The organism is Arthrobacter sp. Dra40, from assembly GCF_059091905.1.
In genome coordinates, this window is sequence record NZ_JBNHHB010000017.1 from 67,957 (window position 1) to 80,560 (window position 12,604).

Here is a 12,604-nt window from a genome sequence, read left to right on the forward strand (position 1 = left end):
CCATGGCGGAAAACGGTAACGAAGAAGAACGCCCGTCAGAACCGGTGAACTTCCGCGACAACCGCAAGATCGATCCGGAGACCGGAAAGGTCCGCGGAGCTGCCGACGCCGGCAACGGCACTGCGGACCAGGCTGCGGGAAAGACCCCGGCGGCCGGCCAGGGTGCGGACGCCGACGCGCTGGCCCAGGCGGAGGAGATCCTCAACGGGGCCGAGGTCCCGGCGGGGGAGTCCGTCGCCCAGGGCACCACGTCGCAGGAAGCCGAGGAGCTCAAGAACGACCTGCTCCGGCTGCAAGCCGAGTACGTGAACTACCGCAAACGGGTGGAACGCGACCGTGCGGTGGCCGGCGAAATGGCTGTCATCGGTGTGCTGAACTCGCTGCTGCCGGTCCTGGATGACATCGACGCGGCACGCCAGCACGGCGACCTGGCCGACGGTCCGTTCGCTGCCATTGCCACCAAGCTGGACAGCGTGCTCAAGACCTACGGCCTGACCCGTATCGAGGAGACCGGCGTGGAGTTCGACCCGAACATCCACGAGGCCTTGATGCAGCAGCCCGACGCAGAGGTGGAAGTAGACTCGGTCAGCCAGATCCTGCGCCTGGGCTACAAATCGGGCGACCGCGTGCTGCGCGCCGCCCAGGTAGTGGTGGCAGTACCGGCTGAATGACGCCCGCAAGGGTGCCATGACGCTACAGAACTGATGACGGGTTGGTTTCCGGTCCGCCGGAGGCCAACCCGTCATCGTCCGGGCCGGAAGGCCCATAGACTTTTGTGAAACTGAAAGGAGGCGCCTGCATGGCTAGCCAGGACTGGGTCGAGAAAGACTTCTACAAGATCCTCGGTGTCTCCAAAGATGCGTCCGACGCCGACATTAAGAAGGCGTACCGCAAGCTCGCCCGGACGCACCACCCGGACACCAATTCGGGCGACGCCGCCTCGGAGAAGAAGTTCAAGGACGTCTCCGAGGCTTACTCGGTCCTGTCCGACCCGGAGGAACGCGAGCAATACGACGCGATCCGGGCGATGGGCAGCGGCGCCCGCTTCAGCGCCGGAGGCCCGGGCGGCGCCGGCGGGCCGGGTGCCGGCGGCTTCGAGGACATCTTCGGCAACCTGTTCGGCCAGGGTACCCGCACCCGCACCAGCTCCCCCGGAAACGTGCCGCCGGAGTTCGCCGACCTGTTCGGCGGTTTCGGCGGCTACCAGCAGCAGGCGCCGCGCAAGGGGGCGGACCGCACCGCGAGCACCAGCATTTCCTTCGCCGGTTCCATCAACGGCACCACCATCGGATTGCGCGAGCCCAGCGGCGAAGTCATCGATGTGCGGATCCCCGCCGGCATTAAGGACGGGCAGAAGGTCCGCGTCCGCGGCAAGGGCCAGCCGGGCCCGGCCGGCGCCGGCGACCTGATGGTGACCGTCAACGTCAAACCACACCCCTTTTTCCAGCGCGACGGCGACAACATCCGGATCCACGTCCCGGTGACCTTCCCGGAGGCCGCCCTGGGGGCCCAGATCGAAGTGCCGACACTCGACGGTGAATTCGTTAAGGTCAAGGTGCCGGCCGGAACGCCGTCCGGTCGGACGCTGCGCGTGAAGGGGCGCGGGGTGAAGACCGCTAAGAACACCGGGGACTTGCTGGTGACCATCGACGTGGTGGTCCCGCAGAACCTTGGCAAGGAGGCAGAAGACGCAGTCAACGCCTTCGCGGCGGCGACAGCAGGATCCGATCCGCGCGGCAACCTTGCGGCCAAGGCGCGGTTGTAGCGGGTCGGAGTTTCAGCAGACCGGAAGGACCGGGCGGCAAACGCTCGCAGCGCAGGAGGGAGAGCACCGTGGGTATAGATATGGATACGCCGATTTTCGTGATTTCGGTGGCCGCCGAACTGGCTGACATGCACCCGCAGACCCTGCGCCAGTATGACCGCCTTGGCCTGGTCTCCCCGTCGCGTCAGCGGGGCAGGCAGCGCCGCTATTCCCAGCAGGATGTGAACACCCTGCGCGAAGTCCAGCGGCTGTCCCAGGAAGGCGTTTCGCTGGAAGGGATCAAGCGGATCCTCCAGTTGCAGAATGAGGTCGCAGCCCTGCGGGCTCAGGTCCGTGACCTGTCCGAGGAACTGGAGGCCAGGCAACGCCGCGCCGACTCCAGCCGCGTGTTTGCCGCGGGGCTGGCCGGCGACGTGGTCAGTCTGGTCCGCGGCCAGCGGCCGCGTCCGCGCAGCCAGGCCCTGATGGTCTGGCGCCCGCAGCGCTGATCCGTTCGCGTGCCGCCGCCCGCCGTGCCAGTTCCATGGCTCCGGCGATCCGGGCTGCCAGCGCTCCGCCCACCCCCGGGACGGCCAGCAGTTCCTCGACCGAGGCCTGCCGCAGCCCGGCCGGACCTCCCAGTTTCTTCAGCACCACCTGCGCCAGCTCGACGCTGCTGGCCGTGCGCGATCCGGACCCGACCACCAGCGCCATGACTTCGGCGTCGCGCAGCCGCCGCATTCCGACACGGGCAAGCCGCTCGCGCGGCCGGTCTTCTTCGGGCATCTCGGCAATGCTGGTATGGCTGTTCATGGCTTCACGGTAAGACCGCGGCAACCCTGCCAGCCGTACTGGGCCGGACCGGTGTGCACATCCGGTTCCTGAACCGCGCCTGTGTAGGCGGACTGTCCTGGCGGGGCGCCAGCACCGACCGGGATAGCGCTCGCGGAGGTGCCGCAACAAAAGGAACCCGCAGCTACCCTGCCCCAACCGGGCAGCTGCGGGCGGATGGTGGCGCGGATTACTTGATCATGTCTCCGTTGGGGGCGACCACGTACCAGACCTCGTTCACGTCCTGTCCGGTGGTGTCGCCAGGGGCTTTGTCCTTGGCCCAGTAATAGATGGGCATGCCGTTGAGGGTAACTTGGTGCTTCCCGTCGGGAGTGTCGATGAGCCCCACCTTGGCGGTGACCCCGTCGAGTTTCGGCTCTGTCTCGGCCAGCACCGGTGGCCACGCCGCCAAGCAATCGCCAGTGCAGGCGCTCTTGCCCGAGTCGGGAACATCTTTGGTGAAGTAATAGACGGTCATGCCTGCCCCGTCCACGACGATTTTGCCGAGATTGGTCTCCGCGGTAGCCAGCGTGCTGGCAGCGCCGGACATTTCGCCGCCGGTCTGCCCGCCCTCGGACATCGGCGGGGAAGCTGATTCTGAGGCCATGCCGGATTCGCTCGCCGGCGGCGCCTGTGTCGCGGCGGGCCCTTCCGTTCCGGAGTTGCCGCCACAACCGGCCAGGACCAGCATGCCAGCGGCCAGCAGGGCGGCCCGGGCTGTCTGTGTGATTTTCATGGGGGTTCCTTTGCCGTCTCCCGGGCGCTGCCCGGAGTGCGGTGCCGCGGGGCGCGACCCGCTATTGGAAAAGACGCCGCACGCGCCCACAATGGTTCAACGCCGGGCGGCCGGGATTTTTGCCGATTTTCGGTGCCGGTGAACCGGAAGGCCGCCGCCCGTCGTCGTACTGGATAGAAGAACCGGAGCGGCACCGGCGCCGCCGGTTACTGACAGGGCGGGTTCCCGGCCAGGGAGGAGGCTGCCATGTCACTTGATGACGAGGCCGTGGCCCGCCTCTACCGCGAGCACGCCCCGGCGCTGCGGCGGTTCGTGCGCGCCGCCACCTCCAACGCGGACCAGGTGGAGGACGTGGTCCAGGAAACGATCCTGCGGGTGTGGAAGCGCGGCCCGGAAACGGAGAACATGCGCGGCTACCTGTACCAGACTGCCCGCCACGTCATCATCGACGGTTACCGGCACCGGAGCCGGCGGCCGGAGGAGAGCGGATGGGGCGAGGACGAGCCCGCCATTGAAGAAGACCAGTTTGATCGACTACTGCTGCGTGTGGTGGTGGAGGAAGCCCTGGCACGCATCAGCACGGACCACCGCAATATCATTTTGGCCCTGCACTACCAGCGGCTCACCGCTGCTGAAGCCGCGCAGTCGCTGGGCATTCCGCTGGGCACCGTGAAGTCGCGTGCGTTTTACGCCGCGAAGGCCCTGCGTTCGGTACTGGACGAGATGGGGGTGGGTCAGCCGTGAACACCAGCGAGGAACAGCACCAACTGCTCGGCCTCTATATCCTGGGCGGGCTGGATCGTCATGAACGGGCGGCGTTCGAAGGGCATCTGGCGGACTGCCCGGAGTGCCGGCGTGAAGCCGCCGAACTGGAATCGCTGCCGGATCTGCTGGACGCGCTGCCGCGCGGCGCGGCGCTGGACTTGGAGTCCCCGCCGCCGCATGAACTCGAGGAACGCACCCGCGAACTCGTGGATGAACTGGCCCTGCGGCGCCGGAAAGAACGACGACGATGGACCGGGCTGGTGGCGGCCGTGGCGGGGGTGTGCCTGGTGGTCGGGGCATCGGTCGGGCCGCTGCTGGCCCAGCAGCAGCAACCGCCGTCGGACACCTATACCATGACGGCCGACGGCGGCCTGCAGGTTGAGCTGGCCTTGGTGCACAAGACCTGGGGGACGGAGATGGACGTGGCCGGCGAGAGGTTGCCCCAGGACGGCGTCCTCACCCTGTGGGTGACCGGTAAGTCCGGCTACACCTATCAGGTGGCGTCCTGGCAGGCCACTCCGGCCGGCCGGGCCACGCTCACCGCAGCCTGCGCCATGGACACCGATGAGATCGCCCTGGTGGAACTGCGCAACGACTCGGATGCCACGCTGGCGGCAGTGACCACCGACTGAGCCCGGGCGGGGCCGGAGTGGATCAGATCAGTTCCTGCGGTAGGCGAGGTCGAAGATCATCCGTCCAGCGTCGTGCGCCTTCTGCTCGAAGCTGGTCATGGTCCGGCCGTCGAAGCGGGGTGCCCAGCCGCCGAGATCGTCCATGCCTTCGCCGGTGCTGGCGTTGCCGGTGCTGACCGGGACCTTGCCCTCGCGGACCGGCGCCCCGCCGACGACCCCTTCGACGCCGCTTTCCCACACCTGGGTCAGCGGGCTGTCGGCGCCGGTGCGCTCGCCCGCATGCAGGTTGCTGAAGTGCGGCGAGGCGTCGACGACCCGGCGCATCTGGATGGCGTAGTCCGACCAGTCCGTGGCCAGCCGCCAGATCCCGCCGGGCTGCAGCGCGCGCGCGGCGAGCTCGACGAAGCTTTCCTGCACCAGCCGGCGCTTGTGGTGGCGGGTCTTGTGCCACGGGTCGGGGAAGAACACCCAGAGCTCGGCGAGCGAGGACTCGGGCAGCATGGTGGCCAGGGCGTCAGGGGCGTTGACCTGGGCGACGCGGACGTTGGCCAGGTCGCGCTGGCCGATCCGCAGCAGAGTCTGCGCGAGTCCGGGACGGTATACCTCCAGGGCCAAAAAGTTCCGTTCCGGATACTGTTCGGCGGCATGGCAAACGGCTTCGCCCAGGCCGGAGCCGATCTCCACCACCAGCGGGGCGGAGCGCCCGAAGGCTGTCGCCGCATCGAAGACGTAGTCCGGGTCCACAGTGGTGTCGCCGCCATCCCGGGGGAGGTCGACGGCGAACTTCGGGGCGTAGTCGTCCCAGGCCTGCTGGCGGCGGCCCTGCAGCCGGGAGCCGCGGCGCACAAAGCTGACGGGCTGGGCGAGGTGGACGGGCGGCGCGGGGCGCGCACCGTCGTCGTCCGCGGAAGAATCAGGGGTGGGGGAGTTGCTGGTCATCCCTACCAGCGTATCGCCAGTGCGGGTGCTACCCGGCCGTGCTGTTAGACTGGGGGTACTCGAAAACGCAATTGACGCGTTTTCCTGCGTCGATGAACGCTTTCATTTGCACCGCCGCTTTTCCGTCTGATGACGTGACCGGGCTGATCCGGGGCGGTTGGCACTGTCTGATTTTTCTTCGGCGACCCTGGGCTAACCTGCCGCGGGGACACTGACCGGAAGACATTCGCACTTTATTATGACTACTTTTGCTGCCCTTGGCGTGCCCAAGCCCCTCGCTTCGAAGCTCGCCGCCGATGGCATTGAAGCCCCCTTCCCCATCCAGACCGAGACGCTGCCCGATACGCTGGCCGGCCGCGACGTGCTGGGCCGCGGCCGCACCGGTTCCGGCAAGACCTTGGCCTTCGCGCTGCCGCTGGTGGCACGGCTAGCCGAGCGCGAAGCCGCTCATTTCCGCAAGCCGGGACGCCCGCTGGGCCTGGTGCTGGCGCCGACCCGCGAGCTGGCCACGCAGCTTAACAACACCATCGAGCCGCTGGCCGCCGAGCTGGGCCTGAACACCACCGTGATCTACGGCGGCGTGTCACAGCAGCGCCAGGAAAAGGCGCTGCGCGCCGGCGTCGACATTGTGATTGCCTGCCCGGGCCGGCTCGAAGACCTGATGAAGCAGAAGATCATCACGCTGGAATCGGTGGAAATCACCGTCCTCGACGAGGCCGACCACATGGCCGATCTGGGCTTCCTGCCCGTGGTGAAGAAGCTGCTGGACACCACGCCGTCCGGCGGCCAGCGCATGCTGTTCTCCGCCACGCTGGACAACGGCGTGGACAAGCTTGTGCAGCGTTACCTGTCCAGCCCGCTGACCCACTCGGTGGACGATCCGCAGGCCGCGGTCTCCACGATGGAACACCACGTGCTGGTGACCCGCGACGCTTCCGAAAAGAAGCAGGTGCTCAACAAGCTTGCCGCGGGCACCGGACGCCGGGTGCTGTTCACCCGCACCAAGCACCACGCCCGCAAGCTGGCCAAGGCCCTCACCGCTGCCGGCATCCCGGCGGTGGACCTGCACGGCAACCTGTCGCAGAACGCCCGCGACCGCAACCTGGCCGAGTTCTCCACCGGCGACGTGCGCGTGCTGGTGGCCACCGACGTGGCGGCCCGAGGCGTGCACGTGGACGAGGTGGAACTGGTGATCCACGTTGACCCGCCCACCGAGCACAAGGCGTACCTGCACCGCTCCGGCCGTACCGCCCGCGCCGGGTCCGACGGCACGGTGGTGACCTTGGTGCTGCCGGAACAGCGTCTTGAGGTCGGCAAACTGATGAAGGCCGCCGGAGTGGACGTGGCCTTCGAGAACGTCACCGCCTCCTCCGAGCTGTTGGCGAATCTGGTGGGCGAGGTCGCCGCACCGGTGGATCCGCAGCTGCGGGCCCAGCAGCAGGCATCGAAGCAGCCCCAGCGCGGCGGCGGTAGCTCTACCGGCGCCAACGCCCAGCGCAAGCGGGCACTGCGAACCGGTAGCGGCCGCAGCGGCGGAGGCTCCCGCAGTGGAGGAGCCCGCACCGGCGAAGGCCGCACCGGCGAAGCCCGCCAGCAGGCCGGTGCCGCCCGCGGCGGCAGGTCCGAGGCCGGCCAGCGCCAGTCCTCACGCGGCGAGAGCCGTGGTGGCCGCTCACAGGACGTTGCAGCCCCCAGCCACGGCAGCCACCGGAGCGCCATCGGCAACTCGGCTTCCGGCGGGCGCCAGGGCCAGGCCGCGGCTGCCGGCGGTAGCCGCGCCGGCTCGGGCGCCCGCTCCGGCGGTGCGGGCCGCGCAGGCGGTGCCCAGCGCTCCGCCGGTGGTTCGCAGCGTTCTGCCGGCGGCACCCGTCCGGTGTACCGCTCCGAAACACCCGCCGCCGAACGTCCGGCCCGGCGCGGGCCACGCCGCGCAACGGCTCCGGCATCGCAGGAGAAGCGCCGCATCAGCTAGCCAAGCCGGCTAGCCAAGTCCGCTAGCAGGCCGGGGTCCGGTTCCGGACCCCATCCGCACTGACGAAGGCCGCAGGGCTGACCCTCCATCTGGAGGGCCGCCCCGCGGCCTTCTTCGTGCTCCGGCATGTGTATGCGCCGCCGGAAGCCAGGTTCAGGGGCAGCTCAGGGGCGTCCCGCATAGCGGCCGGCTGCACCAGCGGTCAGAATGGTGGGATGAAGGCCCTTCTGAACATTATCTGGCTGCTCTTCGGCGGCATCTGGCTGGCCCTGGGATACTTCCTCGCCGGCATCGTGTGTTGTCTTCTGATCGTGACCATTCCGTTCGGCATCGCGTCGTTCCGGATTGCGGGCTACGCGTTGTGGCCGTTCGGCCGCATGGTGGTGGACCGAGGTGGACGCACCTACTTCCTGTCCACCCTGGGAAACATCATCTGGATACTGGTTGCCGGCATCTGGATTGCCATCGGCCATGTGCTGACCGCGATCGCGCAGGCCGTCACTATCATCGGAATCCCGTTGGCGATTGCGAACCTGAAAATGATCCCGGTGTCCCTCACGCCGCTGGGCAAGGAGATAGTGCCCACCGACCGGACGTTCCGCGGTTTCGTCGCCGGCTATCAGCCGGGCACTGCTCACTGGCGCTGAGCGCCCTACTCGATCTGGAGCCGGTGGCTATCGCTGAGCCCGGGGCCTCGGCGGGCCGATGCCGGCACGACAAACCGCCGTCCGGTCACGACGGTGGGGACGACTCGGACGAAATTGTTCTTCTCGCCGGACTGCCACGGGAACAGCGGCAGCATGGCCGACTCCAGCACGTCGTCGATGCTGGTCATCCGCTGGGCGCTGCCTCGCGCCACCACGCTCCACGCGACGCTGGTCTCCGGATTGAACCCGTCGACCTCCATCACCACCTCGTTCGCCAGGGCAGCGTCGAGCTTGGTTCCCGGGGCGGACCGGAACACCAAGCTTCCGTGGTCCACGACGTAATTGACCGGGAAGATCTCCGGGTGGGACTCGACGATGACTCCGAGCCGGCCAAAGTCGGCGCTGCGGAACAATTTCCAGCAATCGTCCGCCGGCAACTGGGTGGTTGATGACGGCATCTCGTTCGCGGTGGTCATGGCATCAGTGTATTGGTCCCCGGCGGGACGGAACAGCGGCCCGAACAGGGGCCGAAACAGGGGCCTGGCTTCACCTGACGCGAGCGCGTTTGCCGCCGGGGACGGGCTCGGAATTTCAGCGCCAATGTGGTGCATTGCTCCCCATTATGTGTTGGAATTACCACACGAGCCGCACGCGGCTGAAGGGGACGGCCAGACGCATCGTTCAGTCATCGGGGGAGACAGCGCCTGTGCCCATGAGGAGGAGGCTCTGCCATGTCCGAACTGACGTCGGATCTGTCCGGCGAATGGCGGTTCGATCCGGCGCACACGCGCATCGGCTTTTCCACCCGCCACGCCATGGTGACCAAAGTCCGGGGAGCGTTCAACGACATCGAGGGCGTCATCCACGCCGACGTGGACAACCCTGCCAATTCCTCAGTCAGGCTCACCATCAAGGTCGCCAGCATCGATACCCGCAGCCCGCAGCGCGACGAGCACCTGCGGACCAACGACTTCTTCGACGCGCCAAATTACCCGGAGATCACGTTCGTCAGCACCCGGATCGATCAGGTGGAAGCCCGCAACTTCATTGTGAACGGCGACCTTACCATCCGTGGCGTCACCAAGCAGGTGGCGGTGCCGATCGACTTCATCGGCGTGGAACGGGACCCGGGCGGCCAGCTGCGCGCAGGCTTCGAAGGCTCCCGGCGCATCGACCGCCAGGAGTTCGGGGTCAAGTGGAACACGGCACTGGATTCGGGCGGCATGCTGGTGTCGGACCGCGTGATGCTGGAATTCGAGGTCTCCGCCGTCAAGGTAGAGTCCGGCGCCGGGCGGTAAGCGAGTTCCCGGCCACGCCTGGCCGGAGGCTTGGCCTTCGCCGGCTTTGGTCACCAGCTAGAGAACCGTGCTCAGTCCTCGGCCGGATACACCGACACCAGCGCTGCGAAGCCGCGCCCGCTGACCTCCGCGGGAACGGCGGAGCCAGCCACGGTGTCGTAAATGTTCAGCGGGTGGGCCGCGCCGTCCGCCGTTGCCTGTGCCTGGCCTTGCAGCAGCATCAGGAATTGTCCGTCGGCAACGGTCAGCGGCTGCTTTTTGGACAGTTCGACGATAAACAGGCCCGCGCCACAGGTCCCCCGGCGGGCCATCACATTCAGCGCCCGGCACGGTCCGGTGGGCAGGCTGCATTCGGCACTGCTGCCGCCGTCGAACCGGAACGGCCGAAAGCGCTCCATCTGGTGCTGGGTTCCGTCCACGGTCAGGAAGGCGACGTCGCCGTCCACCACGGTGAAGATCCGGTCCATGCCGGGAAACTCGGAGAAGCTGCCTTCAGCACTGATGTCCGCCAGGCTCAGCCGCCAGGCCGGGAGTCCGTCGGCGCCGACGGCGCCGGCCGCCACCTCCCGGGTCACCCCGCCGCCGTTCCGCCACCGCTGTTCCTTCAGCGACGCTGCAGGGATAATTTCCATGGGACTCCTTGTCCGGATGCTAAAGCTGCCGGTCCCAGTTCAGCACATATGCATCCTGGTAGCCGTCCGGGCCGCTGATGGCCGCCGCCGCGTTGCGCTCGAAGCCCAGCGACGTGACGATGCGGATGGATGCGGTGTTGTTCGGATGGACCAGCGCCAGGATGGGCGGCAGCTCCAGGAACTCATTGACATGGACGACGACGGCGCTCACCGCCTCGCGCCCGTAACCTCGGTGCCAGACGGCGGGATCGAAGCGGAAATAAAGATTCAGCACCGGCCGGCCGGACAGTGACACGTGCTTGACCCCGGCAAAACCGATGGGATCTTCGCGGCCGGGCAGCCGGACCGCGAAGTAGCCCACCCCATGGTTCTCCCACTGGGCTTCCCAGCGCTGGAAGAGGCCGTCGGCTTCCTCATTCCACTGCAGCGCGTCCGAAGGATTGAAGCGCGTGGTGCGCCGGTCGGAGAGGATGCGGAACATGGCGTCGATGTCTCCGGGTGTCGGCTGGTTCAGCAGCAGCCGGGCCGTTTCCAGCATCGTTTCCATCGACCGCCCACCTCGGATCAAAATGTTTGAGGACGTCCCGCCTACAGCCTAGGCGTCCGAGGCCCTTCCGGGCAGGCCGGCGGAGCGACAGGATGGTAAGTGTCAACGTGTGGGGCAGCCTGTGGATAACTTTACTTTCAAAGTTGAGTTGACTAGACTCAAGTTGGCAATTTTGACCAGTACCGCTGCGGCTGGCTGGACCCTCACGGAGTGATAGGGAGATGAGCGTTGGACGCTAAATTCACCACCAAGAGCCAAGAAGCGCTGTCGGCTGCTGCCATGAATGCGTCGACGGCAGGCAATCCGCAGATCGAGCCCGCCCACTTGCTCAAGGCCCTGATGGACCAGCGTGACGGCGTGGCCGTCGCCGTGCTGAAGTCCGCCGGGGCTGACCCGGATTCGGTGAGCGTGCAGGCGAGTACCGCGATCAAGGCGCTGCCGTCGTCGTCGGGGTCCTCCGTGGCGCAGGCCCAGTATTCCCGGGGGCTGCTTCAGGCGGTGCAGGCGGCCCAGCAGGAGGCGGAGAAGCTGGGGGATTCCTATGTCTCCACCGAACACCTGCTGCTGGGGCTCTCGACGGACAGCGCCGCCGTCGGGAAGATCCTGCGGGACGCCGGAGCTTCCCACGAGGCGCTGCTCGCTGCCTTGCCGGGCGTGCGCGGAGACCGCAAGGTCAACAGTGCGGATCCCGAGAATACGTTCCAGGCGCTGGAGAAATTCGGCACCGACCTGACCGCCATCGCGCGTTCCGGGAAGCTGGATCCGGTGATCGGCCGCGACGCGGAAATCCGCCGCGTGGTCCAGGTGCTCTCGCGCCGGACCAAGAACAATCCGGTGCTGATCGGCGAGCCCGGCGTCGGCAAGACCGCCGTGGTGGAGGGGCTGGCGCAACGGATGGTCGCCGGCGACGTGCCCGAATCGCTGCGCGGCAAGACGCTGATGTCGCTGGACCTCGCGGCCATGGTGGCCGGCGCCAAGTACCGCGGCGAGTTCGAGGAGCGGCTGAAGGCCGTGCTGGAGGAGATCAAGAACTCCGACGGGCAGATCGTCACCTTCATCGACGAGATCCACACCGTGGTCGGCGCGGGCGCCTCCGAGGGATCGATGGACGCCGGCAACATGCTCAAGCCGATGCTGGCCCGCGGTGAGCTGAGGCTGATCGGCGCCACCACGTTGGACGAATACCGCGAGAACATCGAGAAGGACCCGGCGCTGGAGCGCCGTTTCCAGCAGGTCTACGTGGGCGAGCCGAGCGTGGAGGACACCATCGGCATCCTACGCGGGCTCAAGGAACGCTACGAGGCGCACCACAAGGTCTCGATCGGGGACTCGGCACTGGTGGCCGCCGCGACGCTGTCCAACCGCTACATCTCCGGGCGGCAACTGCCGGACAAGGCCATCGACCTGGTGGACGAGGCCGCCTCGCGGCTGCGGATGGAGATCGATTCGGCGCCGGAGGAGATCGACCAGCTGCGCCGCGCCGTCGATCGCCTCACCATGGAAGAGCTGGCGCTGGCCAATGAAACGGATGCGGCCTCGCGGGAGCGGCTGGAAGCGCTGCGCGCCGACATGGCGGACAAGAAGGAGCAGCTGGCCGCCCTCAACTCCCGCTGGGAAGCGGAGAAGGCCGGGCTGAACCGCGTCGGCGACCTGAAGGCCAAGCTGGACGAGCTGCGCTCGCAGGCCGACAAGTCCCAGCGCGAGGGCGATCTGGCCGAGGCCTCCCGGATCCTGTACGGGGAAATCCCCACGCTGGAAAAGGAACTGGCCCAGGCGCAGGCGGCCGAGGAACAGGGCGGCGCCGGCCGGGACCAGATGGTCTCCGAGGAGGTGACCGCCGACGACATTGCCGAGGTCATCT

General features: G+C 67.6%; 15 protein-coding genes. 9 read left to right on the plus strand and 6 right to left on the minus strand.

Going from position 1 to position 12,604, the window contains the following annotated elements; all coding sequences use genetic code 11:
- Window positions 1–2: 2 nt before the first annotated feature.
- The 3 genes from AC5RWT_RS10695 (at window position 3) to AC5RWT_RS10705 (ending at window position 2,253) form a co-directional block, all read left to right on the plus strand.
- A complete protein-coding gene (locus AC5RWT_RS10695) occupies window positions 3–671 on the plus strand; it encodes a nucleotide exchange factor GrpE (RefSeq protein WP_494080196.1) in 669 nt (222 codons plus the stop codon).
- Between the two features lie 128 nt (window positions 672–799).
- Window positions 800–1,765: a DnaJ C-terminal domain-containing protein gene (locus AC5RWT_RS10700; protein ID WP_494080197.1), complete on the plus strand. Its 966-nt coding sequence runs from the start codon at window positions 800–802 to the stop codon at window positions 1,763–1,765.
- A gap of 80 nt (window positions 1,766–1,845) precedes the next feature.
- Window positions 1,846–2,253 carry a heat shock protein transcriptional repressor HspR gene (locus tag AC5RWT_RS10705; RefSeq protein ID WP_494080210.1) on the plus strand — a complete coding sequence of 136 codons (408 nt, stop codon included), beginning with the start codon at window positions 1,846–1,848 and terminating at the stop codon, window positions 2,251–2,253.
- Here the strand turns inward: AC5RWT_RS10705 and AC5RWT_RS10710 are convergent.
- On the minus strand, window positions 2,183–2,557 hold the full coding sequence (locus AC5RWT_RS10710) for a UPF0758 domain-containing protein (protein WP_494080198.1): 375 nt from the start codon (window positions 2,555–2,557) through the stop codon (window positions 2,183–2,185). The genes AC5RWT_RS10705 and AC5RWT_RS10710 overlap by 71 nt on opposite strands.
- 208 nt (window positions 2,558–2,765) lie before the next feature.
- On the minus strand, window positions 2,766–3,311 hold the full coding sequence (locus tag AC5RWT_RS10715) for a COG4315 family predicted lipoprotein (RefSeq protein WP_494080199.1): 546 nt from the start codon (window positions 3,309–3,311) through the stop codon (window positions 2,766–2,768).
- 246 nt (window positions 3,312–3,557) lie between these two features.
- Between AC5RWT_RS10715 and AC5RWT_RS10720 the strand changes: the two genes are divergently transcribed.
- Window positions 3,558–4,055 (plus strand): sigma-70 family RNA polymerase sigma factor, encoded by a 498-nt coding sequence (locus tag AC5RWT_RS10720; protein WP_494080200.1) that lies wholly within the window; start codon window positions 3,558–3,560, stop codon window positions 4,053–4,055.
- Window positions 4,052–4,708, plus strand: coding sequence for an anti-sigma factor family protein (locus tag AC5RWT_RS10725; protein ID WP_494080201.1), 657 nt, complete (start codon window positions 4,052–4,054; stop codon window positions 4,706–4,708). The genes AC5RWT_RS10720 and AC5RWT_RS10725 overlap by 4 nt, the downstream gene beginning before the upstream one ends.
- A 27-nt stretch (window positions 4,709–4,735) precedes the next feature.
- Here the strand turns inward: AC5RWT_RS10725 and trmB are convergent, their stop codons facing one another.
- Window positions 4,736–5,647: a tRNA (guanosine(46)-N7)-methyltransferase TrmB gene (gene trmB / locus AC5RWT_RS10730; RefSeq protein ID WP_494042752.1), complete on the minus strand. Its 912-nt coding sequence runs from the start codon at window positions 5,645–5,647 to the stop codon at window positions 4,736–4,738.
- Window positions 5,648–5,885: 238 nt separating this feature from the next.
- Between trmB and AC5RWT_RS10735 the strand changes: the two genes are divergently transcribed.
- Both AC5RWT_RS10735 and AC5RWT_RS10740 read left to right on the plus strand, forming a co-directional pair.
- Window positions 5,886–7,619, plus strand: coding sequence for a DEAD/DEAH box helicase (locus AC5RWT_RS10735; protein ID WP_494080202.1), 1,734 nt, complete (start codon window positions 5,886–5,888; stop codon window positions 7,617–7,619).
- Window positions 7,620–7,834: 215 nt separating this feature from the next.
- Window positions 7,835–8,266 carry a YccF domain-containing protein gene (locus tag AC5RWT_RS10740; protein ID WP_494042750.1) on the plus strand — a complete coding sequence of 144 codons (432 nt, stop codon included), beginning with the start codon at window positions 7,835–7,837 and terminating at the stop codon, window positions 8,264–8,266.
- 5 nt (window positions 8,267–8,271) lie between these two features.
- On the opposite strand, the gene AC5RWT_RS10745 is transcribed toward AC5RWT_RS10740, so the two are convergent.
- Window positions 8,272–8,742, minus strand: a complete 471-nt coding sequence (locus tag AC5RWT_RS10745) for a pyridoxamine 5'-phosphate oxidase family protein (protein ID WP_494080203.1) — start codon at window positions 8,740–8,742, stop codon at window positions 8,272–8,274.
- Between the two features lie 255 nt (window positions 8,743–8,997).
- On the opposite strand from AC5RWT_RS10745, the gene AC5RWT_RS10750 reads away from it, so the two are divergent.
- Window positions 8,998–9,564, plus strand: coding sequence for a YceI family protein (locus AC5RWT_RS10750; RefSeq protein ID WP_494042748.1), 567 nt, complete (start codon window positions 8,998–9,000; stop codon window positions 9,562–9,564).
- A gap of 71 nt (window positions 9,565–9,635) precedes the next feature.
- On the opposite strand, the gene AC5RWT_RS10755 is transcribed toward AC5RWT_RS10750, so the two are convergent.
- Window positions 9,636–10,196: a HutD/Ves family protein gene (locus tag AC5RWT_RS10755; protein ID WP_494080204.1), complete on the minus strand. Its 561-nt coding sequence runs from the start codon at window positions 10,194–10,196 to the stop codon at window positions 9,636–9,638.
- A 19-nt stretch (window positions 10,197–10,215) separates the two neighbouring features.
- The gene (locus AC5RWT_RS10760) at window positions 10,216–10,743 is read right to left on the minus strand and encodes a GNAT family N-acetyltransferase (protein WP_494080205.1); all 528 of its coding nucleotides are present in this window, start codon (window positions 10,741–10,743) and stop codon (window positions 10,216–10,218) included.
- A 228-nt stretch (window positions 10,744–10,971) separates the two neighbouring features.
- Between AC5RWT_RS10760 and AC5RWT_RS10765 the strand changes: the two genes are divergently transcribed.
- The coding region (locus AC5RWT_RS10765) for an ATP-dependent Clp protease ATP-binding subunit (RefSeq protein WP_494080206.1) at window positions 10,972–12,604 on the plus strand (1,633 nt) is incomplete at its 3' end.